This is a genomic window from Anaerocolumna sp. AGMB13020 (assembly GCF_033100115.1).
Lineage (GTDB): Bacteria > Bacillota > Clostridia > Lachnospirales > Lachnospiraceae > Anaerocolumna.
The window spans coordinates 1,091,892-1,107,016 of sequence record NZ_CP136910.1 but is presented as its reverse complement, the minus strand read 5'-3'; the positions used below and the strand labels follow the sequence as shown (position 1 = coordinate 1,107,016).

Here is a 15,125-nt window from a genome sequence, read left to right as displayed (position 1 = left end):
TTGGTCAGAAGAAACAGACGGAGGTAGCGATGGAAGAATACGGAACACAGGAAAAGTCCTATATGAAAGTTATAAATTACATAAAAAAACAAATACGTTTGGGAGAATTAAGTATAGGAGGAAAACTGCCGGCGGAAAGAGAACTGTCAGAGATACTTGGTATCAGCCGGAATTCTGTAAGAGAGGCAATCCGGACGCTGGATAATATGGGGGTAATCTCAAGCCAGCAGGGAGCAGGCAATTTTCTGACCGGTAACTTTGAGAATAATCTGGTAGAATCGCTGTCCATGATGTTTCTGCTGAATCAGATAGATTACCGGCAGGTCAGTGAATTAAGAAGAGCTTTGGAAATGGAAGCACTGATGCTGGCAATTGACAATATTACGGATGAGGAAATCCAGTCCCTGGTAAAGATTATATCTCAGCTGGAGGCGGATACAGAAGCTAACAATGTGGTGCTGGATAAGAAAATGCACTATAATATAGCGCTGGCTTCCAAGAATACGCTTATCATCAATATCCTTCAGGCTCTTTCAGAGGTATTGGATAAATTCATTGTAGACCTTAGGAGAGAAATCTTAAGCCAGGAAGACAGCAGAAAAATTCTGATGGAGGCCCACAATGGAATGATAGAAAGTTTAATTACCAGGGATAAAAATCTGGCTTATGAATCTATTAACAAACATTTTGGTATAATTGACGAAAAATTAAAAGATAATGACCTGAAAATGATATAAAAGTTCCTTGTGAGGTAAAAATAAACAAAGTACTTGTTAAAAAAATGACGTTTGTTGACAGATAGGATATGCGCATTTATAATAAAATTACAAAGTGGTACTACCAATTCGACGGAGTTGGCAGCAAATAGGTGTAGTAAAACAAAACTGTTTTGCAACACCATTTTTTTTCAGTATAAATTGGTAGTACCAATTGGAAAAAATTTTATTTTAGGAGTAAAAGGAATCTGGAGAAATTCCTGACAGCTCCTCAAATACCACAGAATGGAGAAGGTATGGAGATGATTTTCGAATTTGTTATGGCATTGTTACCGATTATCTGGCTAATCATTGCTCTGACAGCTTTAAAAATCCCGGGGTTTAAAGCATGTACCATCGCTCTGGCAATTGCATATGTACTTGCCGTATTTGTATGGAAGATGCCGTTTATTGACAGTCTGGGTGCAGTTGCGGAGGGGGCCGCACTTGCTTTATGGCCAATTATCATTGTTATAATTGCTGCTATTTTTACTTACAACGTCTGTGTTGCTACCGGCAAAATGGAAATAATCAAAAAAATGCTGGCCAACGTCACGAAAGACAAAAGAGTGTTAGTACTTATTATTGCATGGGGTTTTGGTGGTTTTATGGAAGGTATGGCAGGCTTTGGCACTGCGGTTGCCATTCCGGCAAGTATGCTGGTTGGTCTTGGCTTTCCTTCGGTATTCGCAGCTATTGTCTGTCTGATAGCTAATGCAACACCGACAGCTTTTGGTTCCATTGGTATTCCCACTACCACCCTGGCGAAAATTACCGGTATTAATGTAATTGATCTGTCTACCAATACGGTAATTTTATTAGCCGTGCTAATTATCCTAACACCCTTTGTATTGGTATTCCTAACAGGAAAATCAAAGAATTCTTTAAAGGGAATCACTCTTATCACTCTGATTTCCGGTTTTTCCTTTCTGCTTCCGGAGTATTTGGTTGCAAGATATCTGGGAGCAGAGTTGCCGGTGGTAATCGGAGCGGTCTGCTCTATGGCTGCCACCGTATTGGCAGCAAGGATCTTTGGTAAAGGAAGGGTGGATGATAAGTATATTCTGGAGGGCAGGCAGGAAGTGAAGGTAACTGTGAAAGAAGCCTTGGTTGCCTGGAGTCCCTTCATCCTGATTTTTGCATTCCTCTTAATTACTTCGAAAATGGCAGGCTCCTTTAACGAACTGCTGGCATCCGTAAAAACAACGGTAAGTATCTATCAGGGGAAAGGAAGCTCACCATATACCTTTTCCTGGCTTGCAACTCCTGGTTTGTGGATTCTTTTGTCCGCCTTTATCGGTGGAAAGATTCAGGGACTGAGTATAAAGGAAATGTTAGTACTCCTAAAGAAAACGATCCTTCAGATGATGAAGACGGTCATAACAATTATTGCTATTATGGCAACAGCAAAATTAATGGGATACAGCGGTATGATTGCTTCCATCTCACTTGTATTTGTGACCTACACCGGTTCCTTCTACCCCTTCTTTGCACCTTTTCTCGGGGCAATCGGAACCTTTGTGACTGGAAGCGGAACCTCTGCCAGCGTATTGTTTGGCGGTTTGCAGGCGGAAACCTCTGCAGCACTTGGACTTAATCAGGCATGGATTACAGCCTCTAATACAGCCGGTGCGGTTATGGCCAAGATGATTTCACCTCAGAGCATAGCGGTTGCGGTAGCAGCAGTTAGTTTGGAGGGAAAGGAAAATATGCTGTTAAAGGGAACCATTAAATATTTTGTCCTTTTTGTAATCATAGTTGGGGTTATTACTTATGTCGGCGCAAGATTGCTGGCATAACTCATAGTGTATGAAAGCGGAGTCAGACTGGCTACGAGAAATTTGTTAGCTAAAATAAAATTGTAAATTGATTTATGCTGTAGGTTTTGACTTGAAAGACATGTGCTTGCAGTAAACCTGAAAAGGGTAGGAAAGGAGTTTCAGATGAATATTTTAGTATGCATTAAGCAGGTTCCGGACAGTAATAAGGTGGAAGTGGATCCGGTTACCGGTGTGTTGAAACGAAACGGGGTGGAATCCAAGATGAACCCTTATGATTTATATGCGTTAGAAACTGCACTGCGTATCAGAGAGAAAACCGGCGGAAGTATTACAGCAATTACTATGGGACCGGGGCAGGCGACTGGAATTATAAGAGAAGCTTTTGCCATGGGAGTAGATAACGGAGTGCTGATATCTGATCGTAAATTTGGCGGAGCCGATGTACTGGCTACCAGCTATACCCTTTCACAGGGTATAAAACAAAGTGGGGAATTTGATTTGATTCTCTGCGGAAAACAGACCACCGACGGAGATACCGCGCAGGTAGGACCTGAAGTAGCAGAATGGCTGGGGATTCCAAGTCTGTCCAATGTATCCAGGATAGTTGAACAAAAAGAGAGCTCCTTAGTAGTGGAGATGGATATGACCCATGACATTGAAGTAGCAGAAATACAGTATCCCTGTCTGCTGGCAGTGGATAAAGACATATTTATCCCAAGGCTTCCCTCCTATGTAAAGAAACAGGAAACAAAGGACAGAGAAATTAAAGTGATTACCCTTGCAGACCTGGAGGATAAAGAGGAGAAAAACTATGGCTTAAATGGCTCCCCCACACAAGTGCAAAGAATTTTTCCGCCTCAGGTCAATAATCATAGAGAAGTGTGGAATGGAGAGGGAAAAGAACTGGCTGAACAGTTGTTTCATAAATTAAATGAATTAAAATTTGCCTGAGGAGGAAGAGGAGTATGGCTAAGTTAATCGTAAACCAGGAAAAGGTAGGAAACAGACAGGAGCTTATCAGAATTTGTCCCTTTGGCGCAATTGAAGAGAAAGACAACTTGCTTCAGATAAATGCCGCCTGTAAGATGTGTAAGCTCTGTGTGAAAAAAGGCCCGGCAGGCGCCATTGAATATGTGGAGGAAGCGGTTGAAGCCATTGACAAGGAACAGTGGAATGGAATTGCAGTATATGTAGATCATATTGACGGGATAATTCATCCAGTGACCTATGAACTAATCGGAAAAGCAAAGGAACTGGCAGCTAAGATCAATCACCCGGTATATGCCGTAATGATGGGACATCATATACAGACCCAGTGTGAAGAATTGCTGCATTATGAAGTAGATAAGGTATTTGTTTATGATAAGGAAGAACTGGACCGCTTTAAGATGGAACCATATACCAAGGCTTTTGAGGATTTCGTTGAGCATATTAAACCTACGGCTATCTTAATGGGAGCAACACCGGTAGGAAGACAGCTGGCACCAAGGCTGGCAGCCAGATTAAAGACCGGATTAACTGCTGACTGTACAATCCTTGATATAAATGAAAATACGGATTTGGTACAGATAAGACCTGCATTTGGTGGAAATATTATGGCTCAGATCTTAACACCCAATCACAGACCTCAGATGGCTACTGTGCGTTATAAGGTTATGGATGCGCCGGAAAGAAAAGAAGAGGTATCCGGTGAAATAATTAACTGCGTCATTGATGCAAAGGAACTGGATAGTAAAGTCTCAGTAATAGATATTATTGCGAAAGAGAAAGAGCAGTTTATTGAAGCCTCTGATGTACTGGTAGTTGCTGGCAGAGGTGTCAAAAAAGAAGAAGATCTTGAGCTGTTAAAAGAACTTGCTGATATACTGGGTGGTCAGCTTGCCTGTACTCGTCCAGTGATGGAAGCGGGCTGGCTGGCAGCCAAATGCCAGGTGGGCTTAAGCGGCCGTACGGTAAGGCCGAAGCTGATTATAACCTGCGGTGTATCCGGCTCTGTCCAGTTTACGGCAGGTATGAATAATGCTGAACAGATTATTGCCATTAACAAAGATGAAAATGCACCAATTTTTAAAACTGCTCATTATTGCCTGATTGGGGATCTGTATGAAATCCTGCCGGAGATCATCGGCCGGATAAAAGCCGGTAAACCTGTCAGTGCTTGAGTGTGTTTACAAAAAAGGTGTAATGAATTATTCGTAATATCAGCTGCAACAATTAAAGTTCAACTTAAAATTAGAGATAGATTCAAAGAAGTTAGAGATAAATTTAAGGAAGTCAGAGCGAAACAGCAACCTCATACCAAAATTTGTACCTGTGGCTTAAGATTTACAGGCGGTGAGAAAGGCAGGGTTATTAAATGAAATATAAAAAGCTGGAACTGAATGATATTAATTATATACGAGGTGTTATAAAAGAGGAAGAGAGGATTCTTTTCGGTGAAGATATAAAGGAAGAATACAGCCATGATGAATTAAGTGATACGGTCAGTTATCCGGATGTGGTAGTAAAGGTTAAATCCACCGAAGAGGTTTCTGCAATAATGAAATATGCCTATGAGAATACAATCCCTGTAACCCCCAGAGGTTCAGGTACAGGTCTGGTAGGTGCGTCTGTTGCCATTGAACATGGCATTATGCTGGATACCAGTCTTATGAACCGATTTCTGGAATTGGATGAGGATAATCTTACCATTACGGTAGAGCCGGGAGTATTGCTAATGGAACTGGCTGCCTATGTGCAGGAAAGAGATTTGTTTTACCCGCCGGATCCAGGTGAAAAATCCGCTACTATCGGTGGAAATATCAGTACAAATGCCGGCGGTATGAGAGCGGTTAAATACGGTGTGACCAGAGATTATGTAAGAGGGCTGGAGGTTGTGCTGCCCGATGGCAAGGTGGTGGAATTTGGCGGCAAGGTAGTAAAGAACAGTACCGGATATGCCATGAAGGATTTGATGGTAGGTTCGGAGGGGACGCTTGGTATTATTACCAAAGCAACCTTAAAGATTCTTCCTTTGCCGAAGAAGGCAATCAGCCTTTTGATACCCTTTCCTTCTCTGGAAAAGGCAATCGGTACCGTACCTCTGATTATTAAATCCAAAGCCATTCCCACTGCGGTTGAATTTATGCAGAGGGAAGTAATAATCGATGCAGAAAAATACCTGGGCAAAAAGTTTCCTGATAACAGTGCAGATGCCTATCTACTGCTTAAGTTTGATGGAAATTCTACGGAAGAAATCGAAAAAGACTATGAAAACGTAGCGAAAATCTGTCTGGAGCAGGGTGCCATTGATATCCTGATCTCTGATACCACAGAAAGAGAAGATTCCATCTGGAAAGCCAGAGGAGCATTTCTGGAAGCCATCAAAGGGTCCACTTCCTTTATGGATGAAGTAGATGTGGTAGTACCAAGAAGTTCCGTGAATGAAATGGTGGAATATATCCATGGCTTATATAAAGAAGTAAATATCCGAATCAAAAGCTTTGGCCATGCAGGAGATGGAAATCTTCATGCCTATATCTTAAAGGATGATTTAAGCGAAGAGGAATGGGAGGAGAAGATGAAGTCCGCCATGGATAAGATCTATGGGAAAGCCAGAGAGCTGAGTGGCCAGGTATCTGGTGAACATGGTATAGGTTATGCAAAGAAGTCCTATCTTATGGAAGCCATGGACCCGGCTACCGTAGAAATCATGAGAGGTATCAAGAAGGCGTTTGATCCAAAGAATATCTTAAATCCTCATAAGGTATGTCAGATATAAAAGGACTAAGATCTGAAAGAGAAGGTTAAATACAAAGAAGCCTTTCGGTTTTCCTGTAATGCACAGTTGAAAGATAAGTTGCGGATTTTGTGTGCCAAAACGAAAAATACAGCACACAAAATGAGTAATCTGTCTTTCAGCCGGTGCGGGAAGGAAAACCGAAATTTTTTACTTGACAAATATATCACTCTGATATAGTATAAATTATATCAGAGTGATATATGGAGGGAAAGAAAAGTATGGCAAATATCTTATTCGTAAATGCAAATTTATATGGACACATTAACCCGACGCTTCCACTGGTAAGGGAATTGGTTGAACGGGGAAATAAGGTGGATTATTTTTGTTCCAAGCAATTTGAGGAAAAAGTAATAGCAGAAGGCGCAGTATTTCTGAATTATTCAACAGAACTGGATGAATTTCTGGCTGCCTATCGACCAACGGACAGGCATCCCTTCTTTTTGTTAATGGAATATATTCTTCTCTATGCGGAAGCAGTGCTGCCTGGAGTATTAGAACTGATTCATAGGAAAGAGTATGATATGGTAGTCTGTGATTCACTATTTGGAGCACCATATTTCTTAGACCAATTAATTCAGATACCGGTAGTAAGCTCACATTCAAGTTTTGCTATGAGTCATGCACCTGTTCCGGATTCTATGCTGCAGCCGGGTACACATCCCCAGTTGGATCACTGCTATGAGATCTTGAACAGAATCTGTGATAAATACAAAGTTCCAGTACCAGGCTTAAGTGATATCTTCATTAGTAAATCACAATGGAATGTTGTATATACCATTCCTGAGTTTAATGGAGATGCAGGACTGGAAGCGTCTAAATATTTCTTTACAGGGGCACTAGTAGAAAAGGTTGTGGCCGAACCGATGGATGATATTCCCCAAAAGGATTCCAGACCCTTGATTTATATCTCGCTCGGAAGTGTTAATACAGACTTTATCGACTTTTATAAAATGTGTCTGGAGGCATTTAAGGCCTCTGATGTTTTTGTTATGATGTCAATCGGGAAGAAATGCAAGATAGAGCAGTTGGGAGATATCCCTTCGAATTTCTATGTTGGGAATTTCCTGCCGCAATTAGCAATTTTAGAGCAAGCAGATGTTTTCATTACCCATGCCGGTTTTAACAGTGTTAATGAAGCGCTAAGCTATAGTGTACCAATGTATGCTTTTCCTATGGTCAATGATCAGCATATGGTTGCGAAGCGATTAAATGACCTGAAACTTGGCATAGTTGGACAATTCAAAGAGATATCACCGCAATCCTTAAGAGAGGGTACAGAGCAACTGTTAAGAGAGAAGGAGTACAAGGAAAATTGTATCAGAATATCAAAACAGCTTAAGGGTACGGAAGGTCTTACCTTAGTGGCAGAGAAGCTTGAGGAAGTCTGTTTGAAGCGTTAAATGTACAAATTGGAGTATAAATCTTGAATTTTGGTCATATTCAGGGCAAATTAATGTGTTAGGCTATTCAATATTCAATAGATTGGAAGATCTTCAAAGAATAATTCCATCGCATAAGATATTGATAAAACGGATAATGCAGGAAAAATCAGCAGATGATATAGCAGAAGTATCCGGTTGTAATACCGCCTGATAGAGTCTATTGAATTCAATTGATATTATTTTATTACTTGAAAGAGTTCTATAAAGCAGGTAAACTATATTAAGGCAAAGTATAGGTGCCATGGCATTTATGTTAAGTATGTGACATACTAACATTACAAGCACTATACTTAGGCAAGAACCAGAATAATATCAGATGATATACAGGTGAAATAAGACGTGTCTGAAATCTCAGTGCCACCGGTTTAACGGTCTGCTTTGCGATATTCTGCGTTTCAATTACGAAATAACAGTACCGCAAATTAAACTATCCGTTGCTGACGCAGGCAGATCAGCTCCTATGGGAGGAATGTCCGGTCCGGTACAGGCAGTTTTCAGACACAGTCTAATAGAAAAGCGGTGATACAATGTTCTCTATACTGGTTGTGGAAGATGATGAAACATTAAATAAGATGATCTGCGCTAAATTGAAACAGGAGCATTTCAAAGCCTTTTCAGCCTTTGACGGAGAAGAAGCCTTGCAGATAATGGACAGGGAGTATATTGATCTGATTATCTGTGACATTATGATGCCGAAAATGGATGGATATGAGCTGACCAAAGTACTAAGAGAGACCTCCTATAAACTCCCGATTCTTATGATAACTGCCAAAGACCAGCTAGAAGATCTGGAGAAAGGCTTTAAAGCAGGGACGGATGACTATATGATTAAGCCTATTCGTATGAAAGAAATGATCCTGCGTATAGATGCTCTGCTCCGGCGTGCACAAATTAACAATGACAGGAAAATGGCCGTAGGGAATGCGGTTCTTGATTATGATGCATTAACGGTTAAGATCGGTGAGGATTATTATGAAATGCCGCCCAAAGAATTCTTTCTGCTGTTCAAACTTTTAAGTAATCCCAATAAGATTTTTACCAGACTTGAGCTGATGGATGAAATCTGGGGAATGGATGCGGAAGCGGATGAACGGGCAGTTGATTCCCATATTAAGAAACTCAGACGTAAGTTTGAAGGTTATCCGGATTTTGAAATCATAACGGTAAGAGGTTTGGGATATAAGGCCAGGTTCTAATGTTGAAGGCTTATAGTTTATGTTTTATTAGGAGCCAGAAGAGGATAATAGCTGAACTTAGACTCACGAAAGAGGTAAAATAAGGAATGGAAAAGCAAGAGAAGAAAAGAAAAGTAAGGGTTTCACTCAGGCTTTATTTTTCAATGGTATCCATTACTACTTTGTGTTCTGCGTGTATCGTATCCCTGGTCTTGGTTTTGGGAGGAATGAAACTGTTTTTCCATGGGGACATCACACTGCCGGTGGTGATAATTATTGCGCTTCTGGTCTGTGGACTGACGATTCTTCTTGGAGGCACCATGCTTTGGTTTGGCTCCATTCATCTTACAAAACCCCTTGAAGAAATCAGCAGGGCGGTTAAGAAAGTTGCAGAAGGTGACTTTACAGTTCATATTGATAGAAATGAAAGAAGTCGTGGGGAGTATGAGTACTCAAATGAAATTGATGAGCTTGCTGTGAATTTCAATACCATGGCCGCAGAATTAAGCGGAATGGATTATATGCGCAAAGATTTTATGAGCAATGTATCCCATGAAGTAAAGACACCGGTGGCTGCCATTACCGGGCTGTCCGAAATACTTTTGGAAGGCGGTCTAACAGCGGAAGAGCAGAAAGAGTATCTTCAGCTTATTAATAAAGAGTCACTCCGATTATCCCGTCTATGTGAGAATATGCTTCGCATGTCCAGACTGGACCATCAGCAGATAGTTGTGAAGGCGGACAATATACGAGTGGACGAACAGATAAGAAAATGTATTATCATGTTATCTGAAAAGTGGCCGGATAAAGTAAGAAACTATGAAATAGACTGCGGTAATCTGGTGATACAGAGTAATGCAGATTTATTGATGCAGGTATGGGCAAACCTTATTGATAATGCCATCAAATATTCAGCTGAAGACAGCAGTATCTATATAACCGGAAGAATCCATAACAACAATTATCTGCTGGTAACCATTCGAGATGAAGGAGATGGCATCAGTATTGAAAAACAGGCAAAGATTTTTGAGAAATTCTATCAATGTGAAGAATCCCATAAGAAGGTTGGTAATGGCCTTGGGCTTTCCATTGTCAAAAGAATCCTTGAGCTCCTTGGCGGAGAAATAACCTGTTCAAGCGAAGAAGGAAAAGGGACAGTAATGGAAGTTACAGTTCCCTTAAAATAGATAAATATGGTTAATAAACAGATCATCTAATCGTTATATATGTTATTAGATGATCCTTTTTTTATGGGTTATTATAAGATGTTTCATCAATATATTAAGTCTAAGATAATGCATTCTTTCTGAATTCACTGGGTGTTACAGACAAAGCTTCCTTAAATACCTTACAGAAATACATAGAGGAATGAAAGCCGCAGGCAGTACTTATTTGGGATACCGATAACTTAGTGCCGGCAAGCATATTGCAGGCATTCTGTATCCGAATCTTATTCAGATATTGAATGAGGGTAATTCCAGTTGCCTTTTTAAAGGCGTGGCATAAATGGAATTTCGAAATATAAAAAGCATTCGATATTTCATTTATGGTTGTTATGCTGCTGTAGTTACTATTGATATAAGACAGGACAGGCGATAAATTTGTAACAGCAGACGGAAAAGGCTCTGAACGTGGCGCATTCTCATTGGCATTCAGAATGTTTAAGATATCTGCCAGATAAATAAAAATCCGGTTATCCGGTTCATGAATGGTTTCCTTCTCCAGTAAAAGCATTAATTTTTTTATCTTTGGAAATATTTCTTTGTTAAGAGAAATCAATTCCTTCTCAAAACAATGCAGCAAGGTCTTGATTGCATGCTCTGTAAAATACAACTGTAAAAAACGTTCTGAGAAATATATACAGGTTCTGGCACAGCCCTGCCTCTTCATACTTTTGTGGAAGGTATTTGGTTTGTACAAGACAACGTCATATTTGGCTACATCAAGGAGGATATCATGTACCAAAAGATTTTGATAACCCTGTTCCAGAATATATAATTCATATCCGTTGTGATAGTGGTAGCCGGTCATTTCTTCATCGGATTCATGAATCAAATAATCAATGAAAAACAATGGATGAATATTGGTGAGATCTGCTTTCATATCCTTACCTCCATAACAGCAATATTGTATAATAAATTAATGGATATAACAATATAATAAAAGATTATTGTTATAAAAAAACGCTATAATTGGGTTAAAGGAAAAGGTGATTGTTTTGGAAGGTTATTATGTTGGAAGGTGGATTGTTGGAATGTAATTGGGTTAGAAAATAAAAAATTAAATTAAATAAATTAGTGTAATGTAATAATAATTAATGAAGAAAAAGCTGCATGGAGCTTGAGTTAAGGTGGCTCAAAAGCACCAAGAGAGGAGCAGGTATGAAAACAGAAAAGACAATGGAACTGTTTCATAAAAATAAAACCGTATATATATTTATATCAGAGAGAGAAAACAGCGGAGTTTTGCTGGCTGTCCAAAATTTTATCAGAGACCTTAAACTTGTGTTTGGCTGTGAGGCTGTAATGACAGACCAGATTGATAACAGCCAGCTTATAATTGGTACAGCTGGAGCTTTAGTGGAACTGTCTGATCATATAAAGGAGAAAAAACTGTCCCTCGATAAAATAAAGGCAGCAGATGGAACCTATCATCAGGAAGCTTACCTTCAGGAAGTCGCAGATGATATTCTTTATATTATCGGAGCTGACAGGCGTGGTACCATCTTCGGCATTTATGACTTATGTGAGCAAATCGGTGTGTCGCCCTGGTACTATTGGGCGGATATTCCGGTGAAAAGAAAAGATTCCTTTCTACTTCCTTCTGATTACAGAAAAGCGGACTGGCCTTCTGTAAAGTACAGAGGAATCTTTATCAATGATGAGGAGGAATTAAATGACTGGTCAAAGCTCCATACACCTGACGGGACCATTGGCCCTGTTACTTATGGCAGGCTGTTTGAACTGCTGCTTCGTTTGAAGGCAAATTATATCTGGCCTGCCATGCATGTAAATTATTTTAATGAGAATAAGGAGAATGGAGCGCTGGCAGAACGTATGGGTGTCGTAGTGGGAACCTCACACTGCGATATGCTGCTGCGCAGCAATCAGAATGAGTGGCTGCCCTGGATTACAAAAAAGGGCTATACAGATGCTGTATATGATTACTCCCTCGAAGGCAGAAACCGTGAGATCCTGAAAGAGTATTGGAGGGAAAGTGTTGAACAGAACAAGGAGTATGAAGTAAGCTTCACTATGGGAATGAGAGGAATCCATGATTCCGGATTCCATACCAAGGCAATAGATGAAGCGAAGAACCTAACACCGGAAGAGAAAAAAGCTGCCAAAGTTGCTCTTTTAGGTCAGGTTATTAAAGACCAGAGACAAATTCTAAAAGAGGTACTGGGTGCAGAGAAAGGAGAGAAAGCGTTACAGACTTTTGTGCCCTATAAGGAGGTATTAGACCTTTACAATCAGGGATTAGAGGTACCAGAGGACTTAACTCTCATTTGGGCAAATGATAATTTCGGTCATATGAGACGTTATCCAAATGAAGCAGAAAAGCAGAGGAAGGGCGGCAACGGTCTGTATTTTCACAGTTCCTATTGGGCTGCTCCCGGTACGGCTATGAGCTACCTCTTCCTGAATTCCATACCATTGGCACAGACTGGAAATGAACTTAGAAAAGCCTATGAGTCAGGAATAAGAAGTATATGGGTACTCAATGTAGGCGGCTTAAAACCTGTGGAACAGGATATGGAGTTCTTCTTAAGATGTGGCTGGGAGGCCGGTAAAGACAGTGAAATACTAAGAGATGCCGGTAAATTTACAGAGTACTGGATCAATCAAAACTTCTCGGGAAATCATGGCTTGGAGGCAGCAAAGCTATACACTACCTTTGCCCAGGTAACCAATGTAAGAAAAATAGAACATATGAAATCTGGAATATTTTCACAAACTGGTTACGGAGACGAAGCAGGCCGCAGATTGCAGAAGCTGGAGGATATCTTCAGACGGGGAAATGCAATTCTTAACAGTCTGCCACAAGAAGAAAAGGCAGGATTTTTTCAGCTATTTTTAATGAAAATTCACGCCTCCTACTATACCAATCATGAGTATTATTATGGAGATAGAAGTGTCCTCTCTTATGATAGAGGAAATATGCAGGCAGCAGACAGATATACGGCACTTTCTGCCAGGATGACGGAGCAAAAGCGTCAGATGCTGTATTTCTATGATAAGAAAATGAGTGAGGGAAAGTGGGAAGGAATCCTTACCCCCGAGAGTTTCCCGCCACCGGCAGCCGCAATGTATCCTGTTAGAAAACCTGCCCTTAAAATAGAAGGCAGCAGTCTGCGGGTGGATTTATGGAATGAAGAAGAGGCTTTGATATTCTCGCCCCATGGACAGACCCAGAAATGGATTGAGCTGGGGAATCAGGGAGACGGTGAAATTCCTTATGTTATCAGAACAGAAAAAAACATGAACTGGATAAGTATATCAGAAACCGAAGGAATCCTTCGGACCGAAGAAAGAATACGGATAGCCGTAACAGAACCTGAAAAATACGCTGGTATTCAAGGAAGCATTATCGTAAATGACCTCAGAAATGGTAAGGAAATACCCATAATGGTACGAATAGAGGATAAACTTAAACTGCCAGAGAACTTTTCCGGCTATATAGAGGCAGACGGCTATGTGTCCATTCCAGCAGAAGGGTATCAGAAAAATGTAGGCAAAAATAACAGGAGTAGTACTGGGAATAGTACTGACAGCGGTTGGGTAACAGTTCCTGGAATGGGAAGACATGAAGGGGCAGCTATGATGGCTTGGACAAAAACTTTTGGTGATTCAGCTGTAGCAGATAGCGCCTTGAAAGAATCAGCGTACAATTCAATGGAATATAATTCCTCGATAGTATACGATCCAAGACTGGAATACAATTTCTTTTTGAAAACCAGCGGTTCTCATGTTCTGGAAATATATCGTTTCCTTACGCTGGATTCCTTGGGACAGATTCGTTTCTTGGTTGGTTTGGATAATGAGGAGCCTCTTCTGGTCGAGTCAGAAACCCGTGATGAATGGACAGGAAATTGGCAGGAGAGTGTCTTTAATAACGGAGAGAAACTCTATGTAAACCTTCCTTATCTGACAACAGGAGTACATACCTTAAAGCTTTATAGGATGGATAATTTTGTAACGATTTCAAAGTTTGTGCTCTATACCGGGAATAGAAAAAGCACTAACCTTGGACCGAAATTCAGTGGTGTATCAGGAGCTTTCACAGCAGAGAGCGGGATGGAAGGGCCAGGGGTTGACTGGAATCAGCTGGAGGAAATCAGCAGGGATTTTTATCAAACCGCAGCAGAGGAAGTTCCTCCTTTAAATGTTCTCTATGCAACAAGAGATTTCTTTGAAAATTATATAAATCAGATATTTATTAAATATCTGGAGCGTCCCCAGACTGGCTTAGGAGCCAAACGGTATGAGCTGCTTGGAAAAGATGGTACCAGGAAGGATATGATAGAGACATTTGGAACGGGACGCTTTCTGGAGGAGAAGGGCATCATAGCAATTGAGGCAGAATATGCACTGGAAAATTCAGAAAATGCTTTCCTGACTGCTGGTACAGAGGACAAGCAGCTGCTATGGAGTCATTTACAGGCAGAGACTAATGGCAGAACCGGTCTTGCCATGCAGGTGGCAGCTCCCGGTTTGTTCTGGGAAGAGGCTGAGACTGCACCTGGAATGTATTATAAGCTTTACATCAATACCCCTGGTGTTTACCAAATCTGGTTGCTGCTGAGACATTATAACGATAAATCAGATTCCTGCTATTTTACACTGGATGGTAAGGTACAACCAGTATCTGAGCAGTATTCGAAAGGAAAACTGCACACCTACAATACCGCACAGGTATACTACTGGTGCAGTATCTCCCATTTTGATTTCAGTAAAGGAGAGCATATATTCGGGATACTGGCAAGAAAGTCTGAGCTTAGAATAGACAGGATTTATATCACCTCAGGTCAGGAACTTCCGCCCCTGGATGCGGATTGGAAAGATTCGAAAAGAGGTTAGGAGCAGTAAATGCAGGGTTTCAACACAACGGAATAAATAATATAAAGAAAACGGATGGCCTGACTGCGAATCCGTTTTTCTTTATACCTATGAAAAAACTTTATATTGTTT

General features: G+C 40.7%; 10 protein-coding genes. 9 read left to right on the top strand and 1 reads right to left on the bottom strand.

Annotation, left to right across the window (positions count from 1 at the left end; all coding sequences use genetic code 11):
• Positions 1 to 29 precede the first annotated feature (29 nt).
• The 8 genes from R2R35_RS04570 (at position 30) to R2R35_RS04535 (ending at position 10,121) form a co-directional block, all read left to right on the top strand.
• A complete protein-coding gene (locus tag R2R35_RS04570) occupies positions 30 to 737 on the top strand; it encodes a FadR/GntR family transcriptional regulator (RefSeq protein WP_317733316.1) in 708 nt (235 codons plus the stop codon).
• Between the two features lie 281 nt (positions 738 to 1,018).
• Positions 1,019 to 2,554 carry an L-lactate permease gene (locus R2R35_RS04565; protein ID WP_317733315.1) on the top strand — a complete coding sequence of 512 codons (1,536 nt, stop codon included), beginning with the start codon at positions 1,019 to 1,021 and terminating at the stop codon, positions 2,552 to 2,554.
• 144 nt (positions 2,555 to 2,698) lie between these two features.
• On the top strand, positions 2,699 to 3,487 hold the full coding sequence (locus tag R2R35_RS04560; RefSeq protein WP_317733313.1) for an electron transfer flavoprotein subunit beta/FixA family protein: 789 nt from the start codon (positions 2,699 to 2,701) through the stop codon (positions 3,485 to 3,487).
• 14 nt (positions 3,488 to 3,501) lie between these two features.
• Positions 3,502 to 4,698 (top strand): electron transfer flavoprotein subunit alpha, encoded by a 1,197-nt coding sequence (locus R2R35_RS04555; RefSeq protein WP_317733312.1) that lies wholly within the window; start codon positions 3,502 to 3,504, stop codon positions 4,696 to 4,698.
• Positions 4,699 to 4,892: 194 nt separating this feature from the next.
• On the top strand, positions 4,893 to 6,296 hold the full coding sequence (locus R2R35_RS04550) for an FAD-binding oxidoreductase (RefSeq protein WP_317733311.1): 1,404 nt from the start codon (positions 4,893 to 4,895) through the stop codon (positions 6,294 to 6,296).
• 239 nt (positions 6,297 to 6,535) lie between these two features.
• Entirely contained in the window at positions 6,536 to 7,717 is a 1,182-nt protein-coding gene (locus tag R2R35_RS04545; protein WP_317733309.1) for a macrolide family glycosyltransferase, read from the top strand.
• 569 nt (positions 7,718 to 8,286) lie between these two features.
• Positions 8,287 to 8,955, top strand: coding sequence for a response regulator transcription factor (locus R2R35_RS04540; protein ID WP_317733308.1), 669 nt, complete (start codon positions 8,287 to 8,289; stop codon positions 8,953 to 8,955).
• An 86-nt stretch (positions 8,956 to 9,041) separates the two neighbouring features.
• A complete protein-coding gene (locus R2R35_RS04535; protein WP_317733307.1) occupies positions 9,042 to 10,121 on the top strand; it encodes a HAMP domain-containing sensor histidine kinase in 1,080 nt (359 codons plus the stop codon).
• A gap of 100 nt (positions 10,122 to 10,221) precedes the next feature.
• Here the strand turns inward: R2R35_RS04535 and R2R35_RS04530 are convergent, their stop codons facing one another.
• Positions 10,222 to 11,037, bottom strand: coding sequence for a helix-turn-helix transcriptional regulator (locus R2R35_RS04530; RefSeq protein WP_317733306.1), 816 nt, complete (start codon positions 11,035 to 11,037; stop codon positions 10,222 to 10,224).
• A gap of 278 nt (positions 11,038 to 11,315) precedes the next feature.
• Between R2R35_RS04530 and R2R35_RS04525 the strand changes: the two genes are divergently transcribed.
• The gene (locus tag R2R35_RS04525; RefSeq protein ID WP_317733305.1) at positions 11,316 to 15,014 is read left to right on the top strand and encodes a glycosyl hydrolase 115 family protein; all 3,699 of its coding nucleotides are present in this window, start codon (positions 11,316 to 11,318) and stop codon (positions 15,012 to 15,014) included.
• Positions 15,015 to 15,125 lie beyond the last annotated feature (111 nt).

Excerpts from the sequence above, each read along its gene's own strand:
- R2R35_RS04560 (WP_317733313.1), top strand. The coding sequence starts at position 2,699 with ATGAATATTTTAGTATGCATTAAGCAGGTTCCGGACAGTAATAAGGTG.
- R2R35_RS04555 (WP_317733312.1), top strand. The coding sequence starts at position 3,502 with ATGGCTAAGTTAATCGTAAACCAGGAAAAGGTAGGAAACAGACAGGAG.
- R2R35_RS04570 (WP_317733316.1), top strand. The coding sequence starts at position 30 with ATGGAAGAATACGGAACACAGGAAAAGTCCTATATGAAAGTTATAAAT.
- R2R35_RS04550 (WP_317733311.1), top strand. The coding sequence starts at position 4,893 with ATGAAATATAAAAAGCTGGAACTGAATGATATTAATTATATACGAGGT.
- R2R35_RS04545 (WP_317733309.1), top strand. The coding sequence starts at position 6,536 with ATGGCAAATATCTTATTCGTAAATGCAAATTTATATGGACACATTAAC.
- R2R35_RS04540 (WP_317733308.1), top strand. The coding sequence starts at position 8,287 with ATGTTCTCTATACTGGTTGTGGAAGATGATGAAACATTAAATAAGATG.
- R2R35_RS04525 (WP_317733305.1), top strand. The coding sequence starts at position 11,316 with ATGAAAACAGAAAAGACAATGGAACTGTTTCATAAAAATAAAACCGTA.
- R2R35_RS04535 (WP_317733307.1), top strand. The coding sequence starts at position 9,042 with ATGGAAAAGCAAGAGAAGAAAAGAAAAGTAAGGGTTTCACTCAGGCTT.
- R2R35_RS04565 (WP_317733315.1), top strand. The coding sequence starts at position 1,019 with ATGATTTTCGAATTTGTTATGGCATTGTTACCGATTATCTGGCTAATC.
- R2R35_RS04530 (WP_317733306.1), bottom strand. The coding sequence starts at position 11,037 with ATGAAAGCAGATCTCACCAATATTCATCCATTGTTTTTCATTGATTAT.